The organism is Terrabacter sp. Ter38 (assembly GCF_024519435.1).
Lineage (GTDB): Bacteria > Actinomycetota > Actinomycetes > Actinomycetales > Dermatophilaceae > Terrabacter.
On record NZ_JALJRZ010000001.1, the window covers coordinates 181,333 to 205,751 of the forward strand.

The following is a 24,419-nucleotide window of genomic DNA, read 5'->3' on the forward strand; positions in this document are numbered from 1 at the left end:
CTCCCCACCCGCGAGACGACGCGTCAGACGGACGTGGGAGGGTGGTCCCGGACGGCCCCCGACACGGCTGTTCAGGGTTCATGTCGGAATGGTCACGAATCCTCTACACCCGCGCGAGAAAAGCCCCCGAAGCGGGGGGTCCCTCGCACAGCCGGACAGGAATGTGGGAATAATGTCCAACGTGGCGACAGCATCGGCAGTTCCTCCAAGCGCAGTAGCGAATCCGGCCCACCACGGGCCGGCGACCCGCCCCAACATGGTTGCCGTCGGCACCATCGTGTGGCTCTCCAGCGAGCTCATGTTCTTCGCGGGTCTCTTCGCGGTCTACTTCCAGCTCAGGTCGGTCCGCGGCGACCTCTGGGCCGTGCAGACCGAGAAGCTCAACCTGCCCTTCGCGAGCGTCAACTGCCTCGTGCTCGTCATCTCCTCCGTGTGGTGCCAGCTCGGCGTCTGGAAGGCCGAGCGCGGCCAGAAGGCCCGCACCGGCAAGCTGCTCGACATCAAGGGCTGGGGCATGCGCGAGTGGTACGTCCTGACGTACCTCTTCGGCGCCTTCTTCATCGCCGGCCAGGTCATGGAGTACTCCGAGCTCGTCCACGAGAACGTCACGCTGAGCTCTGACGCCTACGGCTCGGTCTTCTACATGGCGACCGGCTTCCACGGCCTGCACGTGACCGGCGGTCTGATCGCCTTCCTGCTCATCATCGCCCGCACCTTCACGACGCGGCGCTACACGCACGCCAACGCCACGGGCGCCGTCGTGACGTCGTACTACTGGCACTTCGTCGACGTCGTGTGGATCGCGCTCTTCGCGACCATCTACATCCTGCGCTGAACCCCGGCATGAGCGCGCAGCTGCACCCGACCCCCACCTCCATGGACGACAGGAACCCACAGTGAACGCCTTGGCCGCCCGACGCCGACACCCCGCCGCGATCGCGGTGCTGCTGCTGCTCGGCCTCCTCGTGACCGGTGGCGCCTACTCCTTCCTCGCCCCCAAGGACGCCAACGCGTCGGCGCCCACGGCGGCCGCCGACGACGTCGCCCACGGCAAGGACCTCTTCATCGCCAACTGCGCCACCTGCCACGGCGTCGGCGCCCAGGGCACGAAGTCCGGCCCGTCGCTCGTCGGCGTGGGGGCCGCGTCGGTCGACTTCCAGGTCGGCACCGGACGTATGCCGCTCGCCGGCCCGAACGTCCAGGCGCCCCAGAACAAGGTGAAGTTCGACGACGCCCAGATCTCCGCCCTCGCGGCCTACGTCGCCTCGCTCGCCCCCGGCCCGGCGATCCCGGAGGAGAAGTACACGACGGTCATCGAGCCGGGCACGCCGGAGAACAACAAGGCCATCGCCGAGGGTGGCCAGATCTTCCGCGTCAACTGCGCGATGTGCCACAACTTCGCCGGCGCGGGCGGCGCCCTGACCCGGGGCAAGTACGCTCCGGCGCTCGATGGCACCACACCGAAGCACATCTACGAGGCCATGGTGACCGGGCCGCAGTCGATGCCGGTCTTCAACGACATGAACCTGACGCCCGAGGCGAAGCAGAAGGTCATCTCCTACCTCAAGGCGCAGGAGAACGAGACGAACGTCGGCGGCCTCACGCTGGGCAACCTCGGCCCGGTGTCCGAGGGGCTCTTCGCGTGGGTGTTCGCGCTCGGCATCCTCATCGGCTGCGCCGTCTGGCTCGGCAAGAAGGCAGCATGAGCCCGCGCCGCACCGCCTCGATCACGAACGACGACAGGACCACGACCCGATGAACGAGAACGACACCACGGACCGCGGGACCAGCACGTCCCTCGTCCCGGCGTCCAACGCCGGAACCGAGCGGCTGCCGGCCTCGCTGATCAGGGGGGTGGACCAGTTCGAGAACCCCGGTCTGCCGCCACACGTGCACCGCGCCGCTGACGACGACCCCGCGGCGGCCAAGCGCGCCGAGCGCCAGGTCGCGACGATGTTCGGTCTGTCGATGCTGGCCACGCTCGTCTTCCTGGTCAGCTACTTCGCCATCCCCGACGAGGCGACCTTCTTCTTCCCGGGTATCGGCATCGCCAAGACCCAGAACATCGTGCTCGGCCTGTCTCTCGGCTTCGCCATCTTCCTCATCGGCATCGGCGCCGTGCACTGGGCCAAGACGCTGATGTCCGACGAGGAGATCGTCGAGGAGCGCCACGAGCAGGCCTCGACGCCCGAACAGCGCGCCAAGTCCGTCGCCGTCGTCAACGAGGGTGTCGCGTCGACGCAGCTCAACCGCCGCCCGCTCCTGAAGTACTCCCTCGGCGGGGCGCTCGGCCTCTTCGCACTCCCCCTCGGCCTGCAGGTCGCCGGCTCGCTCGGCCCGACCAACATCGAGGAGCTCAAGCACACCATCTGGGACCCGAAGGACAACGGCGGCAAGCCGATCCGGCTCATGCGTGACCCCGAGATGACGCCCATCCGCTTCGACGAGGTCACGTCCGGCTCGGTCTTCCACGTGATGCCCGAGACGCTCCAGAAGTACATCGACGAGGGCAAGCACGTCCTCGAGGCCAAGGCCAAGGCCGCGGTCATCCTGATCCGCCTCGACCCCGACCTGATCAAGGTGCAGAAGGCCAAGGACTGGGGCGTCGACGGCGTCGTCGCCTACTCCAAGATCTGCACCCACGTGGGCTGCGCGGTCGGCCTGTACGAGCAGCAGACGCACCACCTGCTGTGCCCGTGCCACCAGTCGACCTTCGACCTCACCGAGGACTGCGCCGTCATCTTCGGCCCGGCCAAGCGGCCGCTGCCGCAACTCAAGATCACCGTCGACGACGCGGGCTACCTCGTCGCCCCCGCAGGCTTCGCAGAGCCCGTGGGACCGAGCTTCTGGGAGCGTGCGCGATGAGCACCATCAACGAGACTCGTCCTGCGGACGCACTCCGCGCCGGCGACCGCCAGGCCGACGAGCACGCGTCCGCCACCAAGCCGCTCGGCGGCATCGCGGGGTGGATGGATGACCGCCTCGGCGGTGCGAAGGGTGTCTCCTTCCTCGCCAAGAAGGTCTTCCCCGACCACTGGTCGTTCATGCTCGGCGAGATCGCGATGTACTCGATGATCGTCTGCCTGCTGACCGGCGCGTTCCTCACCTTCTGGTTCGTGCCTAGCGCCAGCCAGGTCGTCTACGACGGCTCCTACGTCCCGCTCCAGGGCGTGACGATGTCGGACGCCTACCGTTCGACGCTCGGGATCTCCTTCGACATCCGCGGTGGTCTGCTCATCCGTCAGATCCACCACTGGGCCGCCTTGATCTTCGTCGTGTCGGTCTTCGTCCACATGGCTCGCGTCTTCTTCACGGGCGCCTTCCGCAAGCCGCGTGAGATCAACTGGGTCTTCGGCACCATCCTGTCGCTGCTCGCCTGCATCGAGGGCTTCGCGGGCTACTCGCTCCCCGACGACCTGCTCTCGGGCACCGGTATCCGCGCCATGAACGGCTTCATCCAGTCGGCGCCGGTCATCGGCTCCTACATGTCGTACTTCATCTTCGGCGGCGCCTTCCCGGGCGAGGCGATCATCCCGCGCCTCTACTCCGCGCACGTGCTCCTCATCCCGGCCATCCTCGTGGGCCTGTTCACGGCGCACATCCTGCTCGTCTTCCTGCACAAGCACACGCAGTTCCCCGGACCGGGCCGCACCAACAAGAACGTCGTCGGCTACCCGCTCCTGCCGGTGTACATCGCCAAGGCCGGTGGCTTCTTCTTCATCGTGTTCGGCGTCATCGCCCTCATCTCGGCCGTCGTGACGATCAACCCGATCTGGGCCTACGGTCCCTACGACCCCTCCCCCATCACCGCGGGCTCCCAGCCCGACTGGTACATGGGCTTCGCCGACGGTGCGCTGCGACTGCTGCCCGGCTTCCTCGAGTTCGAGACGTTCGGCTTCACGTGGAGCATGAACATCTTCCCGGGCTCGCTCGTCCTGCTGCCGCTCATGTGGACGATCATCGGCGTCTACCCCTTCGTCGAGGCGTGGGTGACCGGTGACAAGCGCGAGCACCACCTGCTCGACCGCCCGCGCAACGCGCCGACGCGCACTGCCATCGGCATCGCCGGGATCTCGATGTACGTCGTGCTCTTCCTCGCTGCCGGCAACGACCTCATGGCGATCAAGCTGCACCTGTCGATCAACGACATCACGCAGACGCTGCGTGTGCTCTTCTTCGTCGCACCGCCGGTCGCCTTCTGGATCACCAAGCGCATCTGCCTCAGCCTGCAGCGCGCCGACCGCCAGAAGGTCCTCCACGGCCGCGAGACGGGCACCATCTGGCGGCACGCTGACGGTCGCTTCGAGGAGATCCACGCTCCGCTCACCCCCGACGAGCGCTGGGCCCTGGTCCAGCACGAGTCCCACCAGCCGCTCGAGCTCACGGCGGGCAAGGACGTCAACGGCGTCGACAGCCCTGTCGCCCGCAAGGAGCGCCTCCGGGCGAAGTTCTCGAACTTCTACTTCCGCGACCGCGTCCCCCCGGCCACCCCGTCCGAGCTCGAGGCGGCCCACCACGAGCACGACGCCCACGCGGCCGCGCCCGAGGGTGGTCACGAGGCCATCGAGCCCGCAGGGGCCAGCCAGGAGCGAGAGACGATCAAGGCCGACAAGCAGCCCGGCTGACGTCTCATCGCCTCCGGCGACACCGACACGAGAGGGACCTCCCGCCGCGGGAGGTCCCTCTCGGCGTCCGGTGACGCACCACGACCCGAGAGGTCGGCCTGAGAACGGCCTGAGACGCCGTCGAGGGCAGCTGGGCGCACCACCCGTGCCCCCGTGTGCCCGAACGACAATGCCGCCCTGTCCGTCCCCACGATGGTCATCACTCCCCTGTCGACCGCGTCGGAGTGAGTCCTCGAGCGTCGCATCGAGCGGGCCACGCCTACCCTTCGGGTCCGGCATGACCCGCGTGACAGACTCGGGTCATGCACCTGTCGGAGGCGGAGTTCGAGGAGGCGGTCGGGGACGCCCTCGACTCGATCCCCGAGGACCTCGCCCGCGCGATGGACAACGTCGTCGTCCTCGTCGAGCAGGAGCCCCCGCCCGATGATCCCGACCTGCTCGGGGTCTATGACGGGATCCCGTTGACGGAGCGGGACGGCTGGTGGGACGCGGGCTCGCTCCCTGACCGCATCACGATCTTCCAGGGCCCGCTCGAGCGCATGTGTGACACTGCGGCCGCGCTGCGCGAGGAGATCGCCATCACCGTCGTCCACGAGGTGGCCCACCACTTCGGCATCGACGACGACCATCTCCACGAGCTGGGCTGGGGCTGAGGTCCCTCAGCGCACCTCGCGGCGCCCTGCGGCGTCCGACAGCGCGACGTCTCGCACCCGGGACAGTTTGTCCGCTCCACCCGGGAGCGCCCCTTGTCGTCGCCGCCGGCCGGGGATACCGTCGAGGAACCGTTCAACCGATCGGATGGAGGTGCTCAGATGTTCTCTCCCACACGATCGCACTGCGAGCCGCTCGGACCGTGAAGGTCAGGGTCGGATCGAAGGGGAAGGCCACGGCCTTCCCCTTCGCGCTGTCCGGGGCCCGGAAGCCCGCGTCGTCACGTGCGCGATGACGTCTCCTCACCGCTGCACGTCGCACGGCTGGCAGGGGGTCTTGCCGGCCCGATGCGCTCCGGCCGGGCACGACGAAGGGCCCCGGTGGACGACCGGGGCCCGTGCGACGTCAGGCTGGTCGATCAGATGGAGTACTCGCCCGAGAAGGACTCGAAGACCCACAGGCACACGGCGACGACCGCGAAGACCGCGCCGATGATGAAGAGCCACCAGCCGATCGCCAGGCCGGCGAACATGATGGCACCCGAGCCGGCCAGCCACAGCGGCGTCCAGGAGCTGGCGACGAAGTAGCCGTAGTTGCCCTCGGCGTCCTCGATCTCACCGGAGACGTTGTCCTCGGGACGCAGCGGCAGCTTCTTGCCGGTCATCCAGAGGTAGAAGCCGGTGAGCGCGAACAGCAGGGCGGTCAGGATCAGCGCCGTGACGCCGATCGGCTCCTCCCACTTGGACCAGAAGCCGTACATGAGCACGACGGGGACGAAGAAGACGAAGAGGTAGAGGAAGAGCTTGGTCTCGACGCGCATCGGGGTCAGTCCTCACGCTTCTGGGTGCTGGCGGTGGCCTTCTCGGAACCGGCCACGTCGGCCGGCCCCATGACCTGGACGAGGGTGCCCTGGTCGGCGACGGGAGCGACACCCGTTGCGGACTCGGGGTGGTGCAGGTCGAACGCGGGGCGCTCGGACCGGATGCGTGGCAGCGACGTGAAGTTGTGCCGGGGCGGCGGGCACGAGGTGGCCCACTCGAGCGACGCGCCGTAGCCCCACGGGTCGTCGGACTCGACGAGCGGCGCCGTGCGCCACGTCTTCCAGACGTTGTAGACGAACGGGATCATCGAGGCACCGAGCAGGAACGCGCCCACGCTCGAGACGATGTTCGCGAGCTGGAAGCCCTCCTCGGGCAGGTAGTCGGCGTAGCGACGGGCCATGCCCTCGACTCCGAGCCAGTGCTGGATGAGGAACGTCATGTGGAAGCCGATGAAGAGCATCCAGAAGTGGATCTTGCCGAGCGTCTCGTCGAGCATCCGGCCGGTCAGCTTGGGCCACCAGAAGTAGTAGCCGGAGAACATCGCGAAGACGACGGTGCCGAAGACGGTGTAGTGGAAGTGCGCGACGACGAAGTAGCTGTCGGACAGGTGGAAGTCGAGCGCCGGGCTGGACAGGATGATGCCCGTCAGACCACCGAAGAGGAACGTGACGAGGAAGCCCATCGCCCACAGCATCGGCGTGGCCATGACGACCTTGCCGCCCCACATGGTGCCGATCCAGTTGAAGAACTTCACGCCCGTCGGCACGGCGATGAGCATCGTCATGACCGCGAAGAACGGGAGCAGCACCTGCCCGGTGACGTACATGTGGTGGGCCCAGACGCTCGCCGACAGTGCCGCGATGGCGATCGTCGCGAAGACGAGGGTCTTGTAGCCGAAGATCGGCTTGCGCGAGAAGACCGGCAGCACCTCGCTGATGATGCCGAAGAACGGCAGCGCGATGATGTAGACCTCCGGGTGCCCGAAGAACCAGAACAGGTGCTGCCAGAGCATGGCCCCACCGTTCTCGGCATCGAAGATGTGCATCCCGAAGCGCCGGTCACCACCGAGGGCGAAGAGCGCAGCAGCGAGGATCGGGAACACGAGGATCGCGAGCAGCGAGGTGATGAGCACGGTCCACGTGAAGATCGGCATGCGGAACATCGTCATGCCGGGCGCGCGCAGGCAGATGATCGTCGTGATGAAGTTGACGGCACCGAGGATCGTGCCGAAACCGGCGAGCGCGAGACCGAAGACCCACAGGTCACCGCCGACGCCGGGCGAGTAGCTGACGTCGGACAGCGGCGCATAGGCGAACCAGCCGAACGCGGCAGCGCCCTGGGGCGTCAGGAAGCCGATGGACGCGATGAGGCCACCGAAGAGGTAGAGCCAGTACGCGAACATGTTGAGGCGCGGGAACGCGACGTCGGGCGCACCGATCTGCAGCGGCATGACGGCGTTGGCGAAGCCGGCGAAGAGCGGCGTCGCGAAGAGCAGCAGCATGATCGTGCCGTGCATCGTGAAGAGCTGGTTGTACTGCTCGGGGTTGTCGACGATCTGCAGGCCCGGGGCCATCAGCTCGGCGCGGATGAGCAGCGCCATGAGGCCGCCGAGCAGGAAGAAGACGAACGAGGTGATGAAGTAGAGGTTGCCGATGACCTTGTGGTCGGTCGTCGTGACCCACTTGACGAAGGTCTGGCCCTTGGCCAGCCGCGGCCGGGCCGCGGCCGTCATGCTCGGGGCCTGCGCCTCACGGTTGTACGTTGCGGAGGTCATCAGTTGCTCCCAGTGCGAGCCGGTGCGGGGATCTTGTCGATGTCGGCCTGGACCATCTTCTCGCGGCTCACGTCGACCGGGATGAGGCCCTCCTGGCCGATGGCCTTGAGGTGGGCCATCTCCTGGTCGAACTCGGCCTGCGGGACGACCTTGACCATGAAGAGCATCTGCGAGTGGTAGGCCCCGCAGAGCTCGGCGCACTTGCCCTGGAACGTGCCGACCTGGGTGGGCGTCAGCTGGAACTTGTTCGTCTTGCCGGGGAGCATGTCCATCTTCATCATGAAGGCCGGCACCCAGAAGCTGTGGATCACGTCGCGGGCGTTGAGGACGAACTCGACGCGCTTGTTGACCGGCAGGTAGAGCACGGGCATCTGCGCGCGCTTGCCCTCGGTGCCGTCGAGCTCGGTGTGGACGCCGGTCTCGTGGACGTTGGAGTCGACGTAGTTGAAGTCCCAGCTCCACTGCTTGGCGACGACGCTGACCGTGAGGTCCTTCTTCGTGCTCGTGTCGACGAGCCTGGCCTCGTCACGCGCGGTGTAGTAGAAGAAGACGGCCACCATGAACACGGGGATGATCGTGTAGAGCATCTCCATCGGGACGTTGTAGCGCAGCTGGACGGGGAGCGTCTCGTCGCCCTTGCGCTTGCGGAAGCGGACGGCGGCGTAGAGCATCAGGCCCCACGTGACGGCGCCCACGGCGAGCACGGCGATCCAGCTGCCGATCCACAGGTCGGTCACCCGCTGGCCGGTGTCGGAAACCACAGGGGGCAGGTATCCGTTGGACACGTGTCCCTGGCAGCCGCTGAGGGCCAGCGCCGCGACGCCGGCGATCCCGGCGATGCGCAGACCCGTGCGTCGCCGCCCGGTCGGACCTACCACCGTCGTCGCCACCGGCGACGCCGCTGGGGTGTCTTCGAGCTCAGGCACCAGGTGCACCTTTCGTTCCGTACGTGGGCGCGCAGGGCGCGCGTCGAACCTGTTCACGTCAAACCGTCTGGGCGTCAAAGGCCCACGGCGCAACCCTACCGTCCCTCTCGTCACGCTGTCCGCAGGGGGCGGCTAACGTTGCGGAGTGGTCAGTCACGATCCGGGCACGAACGTTGGACCCCCTCAGTCAGCCCCTTCGGCGGGCTCCCAGCGGGTGTCCGGCGGGCTCCCCGACGATGGTCAGCACGACCTCGAGACGGCATCCGTGTCGACGGTCGTGCCGACCCGGTCACCGGGTGTGCGGCGGCTGCTCGACGCCTCGTCCGGCCCGATGCACCCCGTCGCACGCGACACCCTGCGGGCCGCGGTCGAGGTCGGCTGGGCCGATCCCGCCCGCCTGCACGCCGAGGGCCGCCGGGCCCGGGCCCTGCTCGACCGCTCCCGCGAGGTCGTCGCCGCCGGTCTGGGGGTGCGCCCCTCCGAGGTGAGCTTCCTGCCCAGCGGGCCGACCGCGCTGGCCCGGGCCGTCGACGGGGTGGCGTATGCCGCCCGCCGACGCGGGGCGCGCACCGTGGCCTCCGCGGTGGAGCACTCCGCAGTACTCGTGCCGGGACGGGCCCGGGCGTCCGCGGGCGACGACGCGTCCCTGTTCGCGGAGGTCACCGTCGACCCGCTGGGGCGGGTCGACCTCGACGCGTGGCGGAGCGCCCTCGCGGTGCCCGGCACCGTCGTCGCGGCGTTGCAGAGCGCGAACGGCGAGGTGGGTACGCGTCAGCCTCTCGCGGCGGCCCGTGACGCCGCCGCGGCGCACGGCACACCGCTCGTGGTCGACGCCACGGCGTCCCTCGGACGCGACGACGTGCCTACGGACTGGGACGTCCTCGTCGGTGACGCACGATCGTGGGGCGGACCGCCGCTCGGTGTCCTCGTCGTCCGCGACGGCGTGCGCTGGCACTGGTCCGAGGCCCGCGCCGACGTCGAGCACGGCCGCACGGACGTCACGCCGTGGGTGCCACTGGCCCTGGCCGCGGCCGAGGCGTGGCAGCAGACGACTACCACGCTGGCCGCGGACACCCAGCTGACGCGCGCGCTCGTCGACGACATCCGGCGCGCCGCCTCGGCGGTGCCCGACACCGTCGTCGTCGGCGACCCGGACGACCGGCTCCCGCACGTCGTCACCTTCTCCAGCCTCTACGTCGACGGCGAGTCCGTCGTCGGCGCCTTCGACACGGCCGGCTTCGCCGTCGCGAGCGGGTCGGCCTGCACGTCGAGCACGCTGGAGCCGAGCCACGTACTCGCGGCGATGGGAGTCCTGACCCACGGCAACGTGCGGGTCACCCTGCCGCTGCCCGCGGTCTCCCCCGCCCTCGCCGACGACGTGAGCGCCTTCACGGCCGCCCTCGCCCCGACCGTCCGCGCCGTGCGCGACCAGCTCGGGGTCGGTGACCTGTGACCGACGACCCGTCGGTCGTCGACGCGCGCGGCGAACGCTGCCCCCTGCCGGTCATCAGGCTCGCCCGCCTCGTCCGCGACCGGCCGGACCTCGCGACCGTCACGGTCCTGGCGACCGACCCCGCCGCCGCCCACGACGTTCCGGCCTGGTGCCGGATGCGCGGCCACCGCTTCGTCGAGGCGCGCGCGGAGGGCGACCACACGGCATACGTCGTCGAGGTGGTCAGCCCCAGCGCGCCGGAAGGGGGGCGCTGAGCACGGTCGGCAGGATCGCGAGGTACTCGTCGCGCGGGACCTCCCGCACGCCGAGCGTGGCCAGGTGCGGCGTCTGCCACTGCACGTCGACGAGTCGCCGAGGGTCCCCGTCGGTGATGAGCAGGTCGCGCAGGCCGACGAGCGCGACCTTCGAGGCGTCGCGCTCGTGGTGGAACATCGACTCACCCGCGAAGAGGCCGCCGATCGCGACGCCGTAGAGGCCGCCGACGAGCACGCCGTCGAGCCACGTCTCGACCGAGTGGGCCCAACCCGCCTCGTGGAGGTCGACGTAGGCGTCGACGATCTCGGGGGTGATCCAGCGACCGTCCCGGTCCGGCGCCGCGCAGGCCTCGACGACCCCGCGGAAGTCGGAGTCGACGCGCACCTCGAACCGGGCCACGGCCTTGCGCAGCGACCGGCTGACGCGCAGCTCGCGCGGCCGGAGGATGCCGCGCGGGTCCGGCGACCACCATCCGATGGGCTCCGCGCCGTGGTCGCCGATCCCCATGGGGAACACGCCGACGGAGTAGGCCTCGAAGAGCGTCGCGACGTCGAGGTCCGCGCCGATGCCGATGAGGTCCTCGCCCGGGGGCACGCGGTCGAGCGCGAAGTCCCAGGGGGTGGACGGGGGCGGCGTGGGCACTGACGGCTCCGCTCTCGTGGGTTGGCTGCTCAGCGGCTCGTGAGGACCGTCAGCGCCGGGCCGGCGACGGCCTCATGGCCGTGGGCAGGTGATGTGGGGCCCGATCTCCTCGGCGCACTCGGCACCGTAGGCCTCGGCCAGCCGCTCGAGGAAGCGCTCCTTGCCCAGGGCGTACTCCTGCGTGCCGACCGTCTCGATGACGTAGGTGGCGAGCATCGAGCCGAGCTCGGCGCAGCGCCGGACCGGAAGACCGGCGGCGAGACCGGTGAGGTAGCCGGCCCGGAAGGCGTCACCGACGCCGGTCGGGTCCGCCTTGCGCACCTCGCGCGCGATCCCGACCTCGACGGGCTCCTCACCGCGCACGCGCACCGTCACGCCGTCCTTGCCGCGCGTCTTGACCTGCACGCGGACGCGGTCGGCGAGCTCGTCCTCGCTCCAGCCCGTCTTCTGGCAGGCGAGGTGGCTCTCGTACTCGTTGGTGAAGAGGTACTCGGCCCCGTCGATGAGCCGTGCGATGGTCGGCCCGTCGCAGAACGCGAGCTGCTGCGAGGGGTCGGCCGCGAACGGGATGCCGCGCGAGCGGCACTCGTCGGAGTGGCGCAGCATCGCCTCGGGGTCGTTGGCGCCGACGACGACGAGGTCGAGCCCGCCGACCCGCTGGGCGACCGGCGCGAGCTCGATGTCGCGAGCTTCGGTCATGGCGCCCGCGTAGAACGTCGCGATCTGGGCCATGTCGCGGTCGGTCGTGCAGATGAAGCGCGCTGTGTGCTGGGACTCGGAGTAGTGCACCGCGCCGCAGTCGACACCGTGGCGCTCGAGCCAGCTGCGGTAGTCGGTGAAGTCCTCACCGACCGCACCGACGAGCAGCGGACGCTGACCGAGGTTGGCCATGCCGAACGCGATGTTGGCGGCGACCCCGCCCCGGCGGACCTGCAGGTCCGAGGTGAGGAACGACAGCGAGATCTTGTCGAGCTGCTCGACGACGAGCGAGTCGGCGAAGAGTCCGTCGAAGGTCATGAGGTGGTCGGTCGCGATGGACCCGGTGATGGCGATCTGCACAGCACGAACCTACCCGGGATCGCGGCCGAGCCGACGCCGGCCGACGCCGGTCGATGACGGCGAAGGGCCCGACCGTGACGGTCGGGCCCTTCGGACGTGCGGTGCGTTGTGCGCCGAGGCGTGGGCGGCTCAGCTGAAGGAGTCGCCGCAGGCGCAGCTGCTGCCCGCGTTGGGGTTGTCGATGGTGAAGCCCTGCTTCTCGATCGTGTCGGCGAAGTCGATCGTGGCGCCCTCGAGGTAGGGGGAGCTCATGCGGTCGACGACGACCTCGACACCGTCGAAGTCGCGGACGAGGTCACCGTCGAGGCTGCGCTCGTCGAAGTAGAGCTGGTAGATCAGGCCCGAGCATCCGCCGGGCTGGACACCGACGCGCAGGCGGAGGTCGTCACGACCCTCCTGCTCGAGCAGGCTCTTGACCTTCGTGGCCGCGACGTCCGTCAGGACGACACCGTGGGCGGGAGCCTCGGTCTGAACCTCGGCGGGAGATGCGTTCGTCTCGACACTCATGTGTTGGTCCTTCACGTCGTGGAGCATGGGTCGGAAGAGAGAACCCATGCCGCGCCGGATGTGTTCCCGACGTGTCCAAGGATACGTCGCCACGTCGTCGAATCGTGCATCCTCCCCCCGTCCGGCGGCTCAGGATGTGGACGGCGACCAGGTCCGTGCGACGCGCGCCGTGCGGTCGGCAAGGCGTGCGGCGGGCTCGGCGAGGGCGGCGGCGACCTGGTCGGGACGCTCCGCGACGGCATACACCCCGGAGAGGCCGGCCGTCATGGCCTCACGGCGTCCCACGAGCGACTGACCGGGGACGGCGATGACCGGCACGCCGACGCGGGCGGCGGCCTCGGCGACACCGACGACGACCTTGCCGCGCAGCGACTGCCAGTCGAAGCTGCCCTCGCCCGTGACGACGAGGTCGGCGGAGGCCACGAGATCGGCGAACCCGACGGCGTCGAGCACCGCCTCGACCCCGGACACGCGGCGTGCGCCCAGCAGGTGCAGGGCGTACCCGAGCCCACCAGCAGCTCCGGCTCCGGGTTCGCGCTCCGGCTTCAGGAGGTTGCCGGTGAGCAGGTCCCTGGCGGGCGGCCGAACCCGAGCCACGACGCTCGCGAAGTGGCCCAGCGCGTTCTCGAGCCGTTGGGCGTCCTCCTCGGACGCCCCCTTCTGGGGGCCGAAGACCGCACTCGCACCCTTGAGCCCCAGCAGCGGCGAGTCGACGTCGCTGGCGATGACGAGGTCGACGCCGCGCAGCCGGTCGCGCACGGCGTCCAGGCCCGCGACGTCGTGAGGCGTCGCGGCGGCGAGCGCCAGCCCGCCGTGCCCGAGGCGGGAGGCCGGCCCGACCCCCAGGGCGCCGAGCAGGCCGGCACCCGCGTCGTTGGTGCCCGACCCACCGAGCCCGATGACGATGCGTCGGGCGCCGGCGTCGAGGGCCGCGAGCACGAGCGTGCCGACCCCCGAGGTCGATGTCACCGTTGGGTCGCGCTCGTCCGGGGCGAGCAGGTGCAGGCCGGCCGCCTGCGCCGACTCCACGTAAGCCGTCCGGCCGCCGGCGCCCGTCGTCAGCAGGATGGTGCCGGGCACCTCACGGCCGAGCGGGTCGGTGGTCACGACGGCGTGGACCTCCCCCGCGAGGGTCTCTGCGAGGACGTCGACGAAGCCGGGTCCGCCGTCGGAGAGCGGCACGAGCGTGACACGGTCGCCCGGCGCCGTCCGCCCCCAGCCCTCGGCCATCGCGGCCGCGGCCTGGGACGCGGTGAGCGTGCCGGTGTAGCAGTCGGGAGCGAAGATGACGTGCACGTCCGGCATCCTCCCATCCGGCCGACTGTCGACGCGTCCCACCCGCGGCCGAGGTGATCGCGGCACGACCGTGGGTGGCGCGATCACCTCGACCGAGTGGGTCCGGGCGCGAGAAGCCGGGTCAGCGGTGGGGCAGGAAGAGTCCCGCGTCGCCGAACTCGTGCCAGGCATAGCGGTGCGCCACCGCCTCGTCGTACGCCTGCTGGGCCAGGTCGGCCCCCGCGACCGACTCGACGAGGAGCAGGTGCGAGGCGTCCGGGTCGTGCCAGCCGGTCACGAGCCCGTCGACGACGCGGGCCGGACGGTCCGGCGAGATGACGACGTCGGTCCACCCTGCCGCGGCGCGTACCCTGCCGTCCCGGCCGGTCGCCGACTCGATGGCCCGCGTCGCCGTCGTGCCGACGGCGACGACCCGGCGGCCGCGGTCGCGCACGAGGTTGACGAGGGCTGCCGTCTCCCCCGACACGGCGAACCGTTCGGGTTGCGGCGCCTCACCGGCCTCCTGCGACGACAACCCGGTGTGCAGCGTCACGGGAGCGATGATCACACCGGACGACACGAGGCCCGTCACGAGGTCGGGGGTGAACGGCCGGGCGGCGCTCGCCATCTCGGCGCTGCCCGGAAGCCGGGCGAAGACCGTCTGGTACGCCTCGAGCGGGAACCTCGACCGGAGGTAGCCGTACGCGATCGGCCGACCGTGCGTCGCAAGGTGCTCGGCGAGGGTGCAGGCGTCGAGCTGCGTCGCCCGCCACAGCCGGTTGCCGTGTCCCGTCGGGGACGAGCCGGGCCGCGGGTAGGGCGCCTCGAGACGCAGCCGGGGACCGCCGGCCGCGAGGTCGACGACGTCGCCCTCGAGCGCGTCGAGCACCGGGTGCGCAGCGTCGGGGGCGGTGCGCAGCTCCACGACCCAGGTGCAGTCGTCGAGCTCGGAGGCGACGTGGACGACGACGGCGCCGCGTCCGACCACCCGACCGTCGATCTCGCCCGCCACGGTCGCCGAGTTGTTGACGAGGAGGAGGTCGCCGGGCGACAGGTGGTCGCCGATGGCGGCGAAGGTCGTGTGCTCGACTCGGACGGTGCCGCAGGAGGGCTCCGAGGCGACGAGCAGGCGGACGCCGTCCCGGTCGAGACCTCTCCTCTCGGGCGGGGCGTCGGCCGTCAGGTCGTCGGTGGCACGGAAGACGGTGTGCGGGACGTGGGCGAGGGCTGCGGTCACGAAGCCACCTCCGACGTCGTGGCGAGCAGGTCAGCAGCCCGGTACCGACCGTTCGCGGGTCGCGACGCGAGCAGCGCCAGGATCCCGGGCACGGCGACCTCCTCCGGCAACGGCCGGTCGCCGATGTCCTCACCCGGGAACGCCGCCTGGTGCAGGGCGGTACGCATGTCGCCGGGGTCGAGCGCGTACGCGCGGATCGAGGGCACCTCCGCCCCGAGGGTCAGCGTCAGGTGGTCGAGGGCTGCCTTGCTGGCGCCGTAGGCACCCCAGGACTCGTAGTGCTCGACGCCCGCGTCGGACGAGATCGCGACGACCGTCCCTCCGACCGCCTCGAGCGACGGCAGGAGCGAGCAGGTCAGGGCGTGCGGCGCGACGACGTTCACGGCGAGCACGGCCGCGAGGTCGTCCGTCGACAGGTCGCCCAGGGGACGCAGCGGGAGCGGTCCGAGGGTGCTCGCGTTGTGGACGAGGAGGTCGAGGCCGTCCGGACCGTCCGGACCGTCCGCACCGGCCGGTCCGGTCGGTCCGGTCGGTCCGGTCACGACGCCGGCGACGGCGTCGCGGTGGACGGCGTCGCTGACGTCGCCGGCGACCCCGACGACGTCGTGACCGTGGTCGCGCAGGGCGGACACGGTCTGGGCGAGACGGTCGGCGTCGCGCGCCGTGACGACGAGGTCCCAGCCACGGACGGCGAGGGCCTCGGCAAGGGCCCGGCCGAGCCCTTGGGTGGCACCGGTGACGAGTGCGGTGGGCATCGTGACTCCTGTGGTGGTCGTGGTTCGATGACCACAGCGTCAGACATCAAGTCCACTTGAGGTCAAGTGCCCGAACGCTGGGAGCCCACCCGGCGGCATACGATCTGCACATGACGACCGACACGGCATCGGCCCCGGCTCCCCTCCCCCTCCTCGTGCTCGGGCAGGGCACCGACCTGCACACCGAGCGCGGCGTCGAGTGCCCGGGTGACCTGCCGGCCGCGTCCGACCCCGACCTCGTCGAGCGGGCGCGCGCCGCCAAGGCCGCCCTCGGGGACCGCGTGTTCGTCCTGGGGCACCACTACCAGCGCGACGAGGTCATCGAGTACGCCGACGTCACCGGTGACTCGTTCAAGCTCGCCCGCGACGCGGCCGCCCGGCCCGACGCGCCCTACATCGTCTTCTGCGGCGTGCACTTCATGGCCGAGTCCGCCGACATCCTCACGAGCGACCAGCAGACCGTGATCCTGCCCGACCTCGCCGCCGGCTGCTCGATGGCCGACATGGCCGCGATCGCCCAGGTCGAGGACTGCTGGGAGCAGCTGACCGCTGCCGGCGTCGCCGAGCAGACGATCCCGGTCACCTACATGAACTCCGCCGCCGCGATCAAGGCCTTCACCGGCCGGCACGGCGGCACCATCTGCACGAGCTCCAACGCCCGCACCGCCCTCGACTGGGCCTTCGAGCAGGTCGGCGGCGTCGGCTCGGACGGAACCGGCACGGGCAAGGTGCTCTTCCTGCCCGACCAGCACCTCGGCCGCAACACCGCGGTCCGCGAGCTCGGCCTGTCGCTCGACGACTGCGTCGTCTGGGACCCGCACCGCCCGAACGGCGGCCTGACCCGTGAGCAGCTCGAGAACGCCCGGATGATCCTCTGGCGCGGGCACTGCTCCGTGCACGGCCGCTTCTCGGTCGACGCCGTCGACGCCGCCCGTCGCGAGATCCCTGGCGTCAAGGTCATCGTCCACCCCGAGTGCCAGTACGAGGTCGTCGAGCGGGCCGACGAGGTCGGCTCGACCGAGAAGATCATCCAGACGATCGCCGCCGCCCCGGCCGGCACGTCGTGGGTCGTCGGCACCGAGCTCAACCTCGTACGCCGCCTCGCCCAGCAGTTCCCCGAGCAGCGGATCGCCTTCCTGGAGAAGAACGTCTGCTACTGCTCGACGATGAACCGCATCGACCTCCCGCACCTCGTGTGGGCCCTCGAGTCCCTCGTGGAGGGTCGGGTCGTCAACCCCATCCACGTCGACCCGACCGTCGCCGCCGAGGCCCGCGCGGCCCTCGACCGCATGCTCGCCCTGCCCGGCACGACCCACAAGGACTGAAGGCTGGTGGCCGTCACCGCAGGCGACCTCCACCGGGTCGCCGTCGTCTCCGACGTCCACGGGAACGTCACGGCGTACGAGGCCGTGCTTGCCGACGTCGCCCGCCGCGGCATCGAGCACGTCGTCAACCTCGGCGACCTCATCGGCAAGGGCCCGCGCGGGTCGGAGTGCATCCGGATGACGCGGGAGCGCGCCATCCCGACCGTCCGGGGCAACTGGGACACCTTCATCGCGCGCGACACCGTGCAGCCGTGGGAACACGGACAGTGGGTGCGCGACACCCTCTCAGAGGACGAGCGGCATTGGCTCGCAACGCTGCCCAACGTCCACGAGATCGTGCTGAGCGGCCAGCCGATCCGCTTCTTCCACGCCTCGCCGGTCAGCGAGTTCCACCGCGTCTTCGCGCCGACGACCGAGGAGGAGCACCGTGCCTTCGTCGCGCAGACCGCATTCACGGGCCCCGGTCCGGTGCCGACCATCGTCGGGTACGGCGACATCCACGGCGCCTACCTCGCCGTCGACTACGGCATCAGCGTCTTCAACGCCGGGTCGGTCGGCAACGCCCTCGACGGTCCGGGCGCCCCCTACGTCATCCTCGAGGGCACCCTGGCCCGCGCGGACCTCGACGAGCCCGCGGGCCACGTCGGCATCACCTTCGTCCGGGTGCCGTACGACGTCGAGGCCGAGGTCGCGGTGGCCGAGGAGCTCGGGATGCCCGGTGTGGAGGCGTACGCCCTCGAGCTGCGCGAGCAGCGCTACCGCGGCTCGGCGGTCCCCGCCTCCTGACGAGCGATGGACGGCGGGTCCCGGCTCGTGCCGGGATCCGCCGTCCATCGCGTATGCCGTCCGCCTCAGCGGGTGGACCGAAGCGCTCCCAGCCGGGCGAGGAAGACCGCCTCCGCCACGCAGACCTTCTCGAACTCGCCGAGGTGCAGCGACTCGTTGGCGCCGTGGGCACGGGTGTCGGGGTCCTCGACTCCGGTCACGATGATCGAAGCACCCGGGAAGCGCGCCGAGAAGTCGGAGATGAACGGGATCGAGCCGCCGACGCCCATGTCGACGGGCTCGGTGCCCCAGGCGTCGGCGAACGACGCGCGCGCCTCGTCGTAGACCGGGCCGTTCGCGTCGGCCGCGAAGCCCGAGCCGTGCTCCTCGAGCTCGACCGTGAGCCGGGCGCCCCACGGAGCGTTGGCCTCGAGGTGCTCACGGACCCGGTCGAAGGCCACCAGGGGATCCTGGGTCGGGGCGAGGCGGACGGAGATCTTGGCAGCGGCCTTGGCGGACAGGGTGTTCGACGCCTTGTCGATGGACGTCGCGTCGATGCCGATCGTCGTGATCGAGGGCTTGTTCCAGAGCCGGCTGAGGATCGAGCCGGACCCGATGAGCGACACGTCGTCGAGCAGGCCCGACTCCGCGCGGAAGCGCTGCTCGTCGTAGTCGATGTCGGCGGCCTCACCCGCGTCTAGACCGGCCACGGCCACGTTGCCGTCGGCGTCGTGGAGTGAGGCGAGCAGGCGCACGAGGGCGGTGGTGGCGTCGGGCGCCGCGCCGCCGAACATACCGGAGTGCACGGAGTGGTCGAGCGTCTGCACGCGGACGACGACGCGGAGGCCACCGCGCAGGGTCGTGGTGAGGGCGGGCGTGCCGATGTCCCAGTTGCCGGAGTCGGCGATGACGATGGCGTCGGCGGCGAGGCGGGCGCCGTGCTTCTCGAGGATCGTGCCGAGCGACGGCGAGCCGGACTCCTCCTCCCCCTCGACGAAGACGGTGACGCCGACGGGCAGGTTGCCGGCGTGGGCGCGGAGTGCGGCGACGTGGGCCATGACGCCGGCCTTGTCGTCGGCCGCGCCGCGGCCGTAGAGGCGGCCGTCGCGCTCCACGGGCTCGAACGGCGAGCTGTCCCAGTCAGCGTCGTCACCGGGGGGCTGGACGTCGTGGTGTGCGTAGAGCGTCACGGTCGGGGCGCCTGCGGGACCGTCGATGTGTCCGATGACCGCCGGGCGGCCGCCCTCGACGACGACCTCGACGTCGAGGCCCTCGCGGCGGAGCAGCTCGGCGACGGCCTCGGCGCTCCGGGCCACCTGGCTCTGGTCGAAGGAGGAGGCCGAGACGCTCGGGATGCGCACGAGCTCCTCGAGGTCGGCCCGCACCTGCGGCATGAGCTCGGCCACGCGGTCGCGGATCTGCTGGATCTGGTCAGGGGTGAGAGCGTCGTCAGTCACGAGCCGACCCTACCCACGCCCAGGGCGGGCTCACGAGGCAGGCGAGGACCATCCTCGGCGCCCCCCGGCAGTGCCGGCCTCGGCCGGTGTCATCCTCTGTGGGTAGGTTCGGCCGATGGCAGACAACACCTTCGTCGCCGGGCAGGACCCCTGGCTCGAGCGGCTGGGCAACCTCCGCAACGTCGTGCGCCAGGAGATGGTCACCAGACAGCTCGCTGCGCACCTGCCCCGTGGACCGCTCCGGGTCCTCGACGTCGGTGCCGGGCAGGGCACGCAGGCTCTGCGCCTGGCCCGCCTCGGCCACTCGGTCACCGCAGTAGAGCCGGACGGGCGCATGCGCGCCGCCTTCGAGCAGGCCGCCGCCGGGCTCACCCCGGAGCAGCGCGGCCACGTGACCCTCGTGGCCACCGACCTCGCCAGGCTCGCGAGCGTGACGCGGCCGACGGCATACGACGTCGTCATGTGCCACGGCGTGCTCATGTACCTCCCCGAGAGCCGCGCCGCGGTCGCCGGGCTGGCCCGCCGGGTCGCTCCGGGCGGCATCGTGTCGATCGCGGCCCGCAACGGCGACGCCATGGCCTGGCGCCCGGCCCTCCGGCATGACTGGTCCGCTGCCCTGGCGATGCTCGACGAGACGAGCCGCGCAGCCGATCAGGGGCGGGATGCCCGCTACCGCAACGAGATCGGCGTCGACGCGCGTGCCGACACGCTCTCCTCGCTGACGGCCGACTGCGAGGCTGCGGGCCTCGAGCTCGTCGCGTGGTACGGCATCCGCGTCGCGAGCGACGACGTCAGGGTGGACGAGCCCGCACCCACGGGCGACGAGCTGGCGACGCTGCTCGACGTCGAGGAACGGCTCGGCTCGACCGACCCCTACCGCGCCCTGGGCACCCTCGTGCACGTCATCGGCCGCCGCCCGGCCTGACTCCAGCCGTCCGCGCCGGTGACGACGGGCTCCGGGGCTGACGTCCGGACCGGGGCGTGCTTGGCTCGACCCATGGACGCCGTCGACCGGGTGCAGCAGGCCTTCGCCGCCGTGCCCCGGGTCGGCTTCCTGCCCCGCGGCGCCCGGTCCCGCGCGGGTCACGACGGCCCCATCCTCATCGGGCACGGGCAGACGAACTCCCAGCCGCGGACGGTCGCCGACATGTTGCGCCTGCTCGACGTGCGGCCCGGGCAGCGCGTCCTCGACGTCGGCTCGGGCTCCGGATGGACGACCGCCCTGCTCGCCCACCTCACCGGGCCCACCGGCGAGGTCGTCGGCGTCGAGCTCGAGCCCGCCCTGGCGCGATGGGGTGCCGCGAACCTCACCACCGCCCGGATGCCGTGGGCGGAGATCCGCGAGGCCGCCCCCGGGGTGCTCGGCGCCCCGGACCGCGGCCCCTGGGACCGGATCCTCGTGTCCGCCGAGGCGCAGACCCTGCCCCAGCCGCTCGTCGACCAGCTCGGCGACCCCGGGCGGCTCGTCCTTCCTGTCGCCGGCGCCATGACGCTCGTCGTGCGCGACCAGGGCACGCTGGTGACGAGCCGGCACGGGCGCTACCGCTTCGTCCCGCTCCGGACGACGCCCGGGGCCTGACCGCCGGGGGTCGGGCGCCGGGTGGCCCGCGGCGCGATGCGGGCCCAGGACGCCCTTCGGCTTAGAGTGTCCTCGTGTTCGGACGCAAGAAGACCCTCAACGACGACCTCGCACCCACGGCCTCGACCGACGCGTCGGCACGCCCCGGGGCGAAGAACCGGCCCACGCCGAAGCGGCGCGAGCAGGAGGCCCTCAACAAGCGTCCCCTCATCGTCACCGACCGCAAGGCCGCGACGAAGCAGGACAAGACGGCCCGCCGCGAGGCGATGGCCAAGCAGCGCGCCGGAATGATGACGGGTGACGAGAAGTACCTCCCCGCCCGCGACAAGGGCCCCCGTCGCCGGTTCATCCGCGACACGGTCGACGCCCGCTGGAACATCGGCGAGTTCATGCTGCCGATCATGCTCATCGTGCTGCTGCTCAGCTTCGTCCGCACGAACTGGGCACTGCTGCTCGTCTTCGTCCTCGTCTACGGCCTCATCCTCGTGGCCATCGGCGACGCCCTCCTCATGTGGCGCCGCACGCGCCGCAGGATGGACGACAGGTTCGGCGGCGCCGAGAAGGGCGACGCGTGGTACGCCATCATGCGCGCCTTCCAGATGCGCCGTACGCGGATGCCCAAGCCGCGGGTCGCCCGCGGCGAGCACCCCGCCTGACCAGCGCTTGCGGGGTCGGACGGGGTGAGGCCGACCGCCTCGGTCAGCCCTGCAGGTCGGCGAACGCCAGCGGCGCCCGCGTCACGGCATACGTCGCGAAGTAGAGCTTGTCGACGGACCCGTCGTCGGCACGTACGACCTCGAGCACCTCGCCGCGCTCCCGGCCCGACACGGCGCGGAAGCGGTCGGTGCCCTCAGCGGCATACCGCGTCTCGGACAGCGGTTCGTCGTCGGCGAGCCGGGACCACAGCTCGCCACCGCGCACGAAGAACGTGATCGGCGACCCCTCCGACCACCACAGTCCGAGGAGCTCGGTCAGGGTGGGCTGTTCCGTCTCAGGCACCCACGCTGAGGTCAGTGTCGGCTCGGCGTCGACGACGGCCTCGACGAGGTCGGTCGCGAGTCCGAGCGTCAGAGCGCCGGAGGTGGCGTTGGCGAAGACGATCGCGCCGACACCGTCCGTGCGACGGACCCGCAGGCCGGTGAGGAAGCCCGGCATCGCGCCGCCGTGGCCGACGTAGACCCGGTCGCCGCGGCGGCCCATGCCGAAGCCGAGGCCGTAGGCCCCGCTCCAGCCGTCGACGTCGGTCATGATGATCGGCCGGCACATCTCGTCCACGGTCTCGGGCCGCACGACCCGGTCGTCGGGGCTCGCGACGTAGGCGGCATAGCGCGCCATGTCGGCGACGGTCGACCACAGGCCGCCCAGCGGTGCCGTCGCGTTGAGCGTGAAGAGCGGCTCCTCGCTCGCGGTGCCGGCGTAGGGGTCGACCTGGTAGCCGAGTGCCCGGTCGTCGGCGGGCGTCAGGCCGGTGCGGTCCATCCCGAGCGGATCGAGCACCCGCTCCCGGACGACGTGCTCCCAGTCCCGGCCCGTGACGCGTTCGACCACCTGGCCGAGGAGGCCGTACGCGAGGTTCGAGTAGTGGAAGGCGTGGTGGGCGGGCAGCACCTGCTCCGCCTCCTCGACCCCGGCGAGGAACTCGTCGCGCTCGGGGGCCACGAGACTCTCCCAGATGTTGCCGACCGGCTCGCGCTGCAGGCCAGAGGCGTGGGCGAGCATCTGCCGCAGCGGGACCCGTGCGTGCTTCGTCCCCGGCACGTACGTCTCGAGCGCGTCGTCGAGGGCGAGCAGGCCCTCGTCGCGCAGCGACATGACGGTCAGGGCCGTGAACGTCTTCGTCACCGAGCCGATCATGAACTGCGTGTCGTCCGTGGCAAGCACGGGCTGCGACCCCAGCCGGGCGGACCCCACGTGCGCCGACCAGACGAGCGCGCCGTCGCGCACGACGCCGACGCTGACGCCGGGCGAGCGCCAGGCGCGCTGAGCCGTGACGACCCGGGCGAGCAGGTCGCGCTCGAGCCCCGCCGACAACGCCCTGTCCGACGGGCTGCCGGCGCCGTGCGACGCGCTCACTCCGCGGCCCGCAGGCTCATCGGGCCGTAGACGACGGTCTCGTTCTCGCGCAGGGTGACCGCCTCGACGCCCGCGTCGAGCAGCTCGCGCCACGACTCCCCCAGGTAGCTCTCGGCGTCGCTCTGGGTGGGGAACCCCGAGGTCGACACCCCCTCGCCCTCCACCGGGTTGCCGTGCGCATCGAGGAACAGCCAGGACCAGTCAGCACTCATGCGGCCACCCTAGTTGGCACGCCGTTTGACGGGCGGAGGCCCCGCGTGCGACGGTTCGCCTAACCGAAGGACGATGGGGCAAGCCGGTGTGACTCCGGCGCTGACCCGCAACCGTGATGCCATCTCCAGCCGCAGTGCGGCCCGGGGTGACCAGCCGGAAAACCCGCGTCCCACCGGCTCCTTTGTCAGTCTGTCGTGGAATGCGGACCGGAGTCACCCCGCCGGGCCGGCAGCAGCCAGCAGACCCGACATGGTGTCCCACCGCGAGGAGGAAACCGTGTCCCCTGTCCGTCGTGCCCCGCTCCGAGTCGTGCTCGCCGCGCTCGTCGCCGCCTGCCTCTCGGCCCTCACCATCGCCCCGGCCCACGCCGCCGCGTACCGCTACTGGGGCTTCTACCAGCTCTCGGACGGCGCCTGGACCTTCGCGCAGAAGGGCCCGGACCAGACGACCCCCAAGGACGGCAGCGTCGACGGCTGGCGCTTCGCGGTCGCCGACGAGGCCTCGACGCGCTACCCGCGCGCCGTCCTCACGTTCGAGCAGGTCTGTGGCACCACTGCGGCCGTGTCGGGCAAGAAGCGCGTCGGCCTCGTCGTCGACTTCGGCCGCCCGGCCGATGCCGCCGACGGCGCCACGCCGCCCGAGCCCAAGGCCCTGTGCGCGGTCGTCGCGACGGACGCCACGAGCGCCACGGTGCTCGCCGTCGCGGGTGACGTGCGCACGGAGAAAGGCCTCGTCTGCGGCGTCGACGGCTACCCCACGAGCGACTGCGGCGGTGCCGTCAAGGAGGTCAGCCCCGAGGCGAAGGCAGCCGACCAGCCGGTGACCATCGCGGCTCCGGCGGCCACACCGTCCGCGTCGGCCTCGACCCCGGCTGCCTCTGGCACCGACGTCGCCGCTGTGCCCACGTCCGGTACGTCGGGTGGGACCGTTGCGGCATACGTCATCGCGGGCCTCGTCCTCCTCGCGCTCATCGGCTACCTGCTCGCGCGCTCGCGGTCGCGCGCCCGCCAGGACGGCTGAGGAGCCA

25 protein-coding genes and 1 riboswitch are annotated in these 24,419 nt (G+C 71.2%); of the genes, 13 read left to right on the plus strand and 12 right to left on the minus strand.

The genetic code is table 11. The features are described from left to right. Positions 1-172: 172 nt before the first annotated feature. The 5 genes from NR112_RS00815 (at position 173) to NR112_RS00835 (ending at position 5,278) form a co-directional block, all read left to right on the plus strand. Positions 173-835 carry a heme-copper oxidase subunit III gene (locus NR112_RS00815; protein ID WP_374510896.1) on the plus strand — a complete coding sequence of 221 codons (663 nt, stop codon included), beginning with the start codon at positions 173-175 and terminating at the stop codon, positions 833-835. A gap of 61 nt (positions 836-896) precedes the next feature. Continuing rightward, entirely contained in the window at positions 897-1,706 is an 810-nt protein-coding gene (locus NR112_RS00820; RefSeq protein ID WP_256792089.1) for a c-type cytochrome, read from the plus strand. Between the two features lie 49 nt (positions 1,707-1,755). Then, positions 1,756-2,865: a ubiquinol-cytochrome c reductase iron-sulfur subunit gene (locus tag NR112_RS00825; protein WP_256792090.1), complete on the plus strand. Its 1,110-nt coding sequence runs from the start codon at positions 1,756-1,758 to the stop codon at positions 2,863-2,865. After that, positions 2,862-4,625: a ubiquinol-cytochrome c reductase cytochrome b subunit gene (locus NR112_RS00830; protein WP_256792091.1), complete on the plus strand. Its 1,764-nt coding sequence runs from the start codon at positions 2,862-2,864 to the stop codon at positions 4,623-4,625. Before NR112_RS00825 ends, NR112_RS00830 begins: the two co-directional genes overlap by 4 nt. Before the next feature lie 302 nt (positions 4,626-4,927). Beyond that, the gene (locus tag NR112_RS00835) at positions 4,928-5,278 is read left to right on the plus strand and encodes a metallopeptidase family protein (protein WP_256792092.1); all 351 of its coding nucleotides are present in this window, start codon (positions 4,928-4,930) and stop codon (positions 5,276-5,278) included. Between the two features lie 416 nt (positions 5,279-5,694). Here NR112_RS00835 and NR112_RS00840 read toward each other — a convergent pair whose 3' ends face one another. Genes NR112_RS00840 through coxB form a run of 3 tightly spaced genes read right to left on the minus strand, consistent with a single transcriptional unit; the run spans position 5,695 to position 8,797 of the window. Continuing rightward, positions 5,695-6,096 carry a cytochrome c oxidase subunit 4 gene (locus tag NR112_RS00840; RefSeq protein ID WP_256792093.1) on the minus strand — a complete coding sequence of 134 codons (402 nt, stop codon included), beginning with the start codon at positions 6,094-6,096 and terminating at the stop codon, positions 5,695-5,697. 5 nt (positions 6,097-6,101) lie between these two features. Beyond that, complete coding sequence (ctaD, locus tag NR112_RS00845; protein ID WP_374510903.1) at positions 6,102-7,871, minus strand: cytochrome c oxidase subunit I; 1,770 nt, start codon at positions 7,869-7,871, stop codon at positions 6,102-6,104. Further along, entirely contained in the window at positions 7,871-8,797 is a 927-nt protein-coding gene (gene coxB, locus NR112_RS00850; protein ID WP_256792094.1) for a cytochrome c oxidase subunit II, read from the minus strand. The genes ctaD and coxB overlap by 1 nt, the downstream gene beginning before the upstream one ends. Before the next feature lie 214 nt (positions 8,798-9,011). On the opposite strand from coxB, the gene NR112_RS00855 reads away from it, so the two are divergent. Further along, positions 9,012-10,250 carry a cysteine desulfurase family protein gene (locus NR112_RS00855; protein WP_374510907.1) on the plus strand — a complete coding sequence of 413 codons (1,239 nt, stop codon included), beginning with the start codon at positions 9,012-9,014 and terminating at the stop codon, positions 10,248-10,250. Beyond that, positions 10,247-10,504 (plus strand): sulfurtransferase TusA family protein, encoded by a 258-nt coding sequence (locus tag NR112_RS00860; protein ID WP_256792096.1) that lies wholly within the window; start codon positions 10,247-10,249, stop codon positions 10,502-10,504. The genes NR112_RS00855 and NR112_RS00860 overlap by 4 nt, the downstream gene beginning before the upstream one ends. Here the strand turns inward: NR112_RS00860 and aat are convergent. The 6 genes from aat to NR112_RS00890 form a co-directional block, all read right to left on the minus strand. Continuing rightward, positions 10,473-11,147, minus strand: a complete 675-nt coding sequence (gene aat, locus NR112_RS00865) for a leucyl/phenylalanyl-tRNA--protein transferase (RefSeq protein ID WP_256792097.1) — start codon at positions 11,145-11,147, stop codon at positions 10,473-10,475. The two genes, NR112_RS00860 and aat, sit on opposite strands and share 32 nt — an antisense overlap. Positions 11,148-11,219: 72 nt before the next feature. After that, on the minus strand, positions 11,220-12,206 hold the full coding sequence (locus tag NR112_RS00870; protein WP_256792098.1) for a carbohydrate kinase family protein: 987 nt from the start codon (positions 12,204-12,206) through the stop codon (positions 11,220-11,222). 129 nt (positions 12,207-12,335) lie between these two features. After that, the gene (erpA, locus tag NR112_RS00875; protein WP_020145450.1) at positions 12,336-12,713 is read right to left on the minus strand and encodes an iron-sulfur cluster insertion protein ErpA; all 378 of its coding nucleotides are present in this window, start codon (positions 12,711-12,713) and stop codon (positions 12,336-12,338) included. A gap of 129 nt (positions 12,714-12,842) precedes the next feature. Next, positions 12,843-14,009 (minus strand): glycerate kinase, encoded by a 1,167-nt coding sequence (locus NR112_RS00880; RefSeq protein ID WP_256792099.1) that lies wholly within the window; start codon positions 14,007-14,009, stop codon positions 12,843-12,845. Positions 14,010-14,130: 121 nt separating this feature from the next. Continuing rightward, on the minus strand, positions 14,131-15,225 hold the full coding sequence (locus tag NR112_RS00885; protein ID WP_256792100.1) for an S-adenosylmethionine:tRNA ribosyltransferase-isomerase: 1,095 nt from the start codon (positions 15,223-15,225) through the stop codon (positions 14,131-14,133). Further along, entirely contained in the window at positions 15,222-15,980 is a 759-nt protein-coding gene (locus NR112_RS00890) for an SDR family oxidoreductase (protein ID WP_256792101.1), read from the minus strand. The genes NR112_RS00885 and NR112_RS00890 overlap by 4 nt, the downstream gene beginning before the upstream one ends. Before the next feature lie 110 nt (positions 15,981-16,090). On the opposite strand from NR112_RS00890, the gene nadA reads away from it, so the two are divergent. Continuing rightward, a complete protein-coding gene (nadA, locus tag NR112_RS00895) occupies positions 16,091-17,305 on the plus strand; it encodes a quinolinate synthase NadA (protein ID WP_256792102.1) in 1,215 nt (404 codons plus the stop codon). Positions 17,306-17,311: 6 nt separating this feature from the next. Further along, positions 17,312-18,091 (plus strand): metallophosphoesterase family protein, encoded by a 780-nt coding sequence (locus NR112_RS00900; RefSeq protein ID WP_256792103.1) that lies wholly within the window; start codon positions 17,312-17,314, stop codon positions 18,089-18,091. A gap of 65 nt (positions 18,092-18,156) precedes the next feature. Here the strand turns inward: NR112_RS00900 and NR112_RS00905 are convergent, their stop codons facing one another. After that, positions 18,157-19,527 carry a dipeptidase gene (locus tag NR112_RS00905; protein WP_256792104.1) on the minus strand — a complete coding sequence of 457 codons (1,371 nt, stop codon included), beginning with the start codon at positions 19,525-19,527 and terminating at the stop codon, positions 18,157-18,159. Between the two features lie 115 nt (positions 19,528-19,642). On the opposite strand from NR112_RS00905, the gene NR112_RS00910 reads away from it, so the two are divergent. The 3 genes from NR112_RS00910 (at position 19,643) to NR112_RS00920 (ending at position 21,762) form a co-directional block, all read left to right on the plus strand. Next, entirely contained in the window at positions 19,643-20,452 is an 810-nt protein-coding gene (locus NR112_RS00910; protein WP_256792105.1) for a methyltransferase domain-containing protein, read from the plus strand. A 72-nt stretch (positions 20,453-20,524) separates the two neighbouring features. Beyond that, positions 20,525-21,106: a protein-L-isoaspartate O-methyltransferase gene (locus NR112_RS00915; protein WP_256792106.1), complete on the plus strand. Its 582-nt coding sequence runs from the start codon at positions 20,525-20,527 to the stop codon at positions 21,104-21,106. Positions 21,107-21,180: 74 nt separating this feature from the next. Then, positions 21,181-21,762 (plus strand): DUF3043 domain-containing protein, encoded by a 582-nt coding sequence (locus NR112_RS00920; protein ID WP_256792107.1) that lies wholly within the window; start codon positions 21,181-21,183, stop codon positions 21,760-21,762. 43 nt (positions 21,763-21,805) lie between these two features. Here NR112_RS00920 and NR112_RS00925 read toward each other — a convergent pair whose 3' ends face one another. After that, positions 21,806-23,179, minus strand: coding sequence for a serine hydrolase domain-containing protein (locus tag NR112_RS00925; protein WP_256792108.1), 1,374 nt, complete (start codon positions 23,177-23,179; stop codon positions 21,806-21,808). Beyond that, positions 23,176-23,391 (minus strand): hypothetical protein, encoded by a 216-nt coding sequence (locus NR112_RS00930; protein ID WP_256792109.1) that lies wholly within the window; start codon positions 23,389-23,391, stop codon positions 23,176-23,178. The genes NR112_RS00925 and NR112_RS00930 overlap by 4 nt, the downstream gene beginning before the upstream one ends. A 53-nt stretch (positions 23,392-23,444) precedes the next feature. Beyond that, a riboswitch (cobalamin riboswitch) is annotated at positions 23,445-23,558 on the plus strand. Between the two features lie 110 nt (positions 23,559-23,668). Here NR112_RS00930 and NR112_RS00935 point away from each other — a divergent pair. Further along, on the plus strand, positions 23,669-24,412 hold the full coding sequence (locus NR112_RS00935; protein WP_256792110.1) for an SCO2322 family protein: 744 nt from the start codon (positions 23,669-23,671) through the stop codon (positions 24,410-24,412). Positions 24,413-24,419 lie beyond the last annotated feature (7 nt).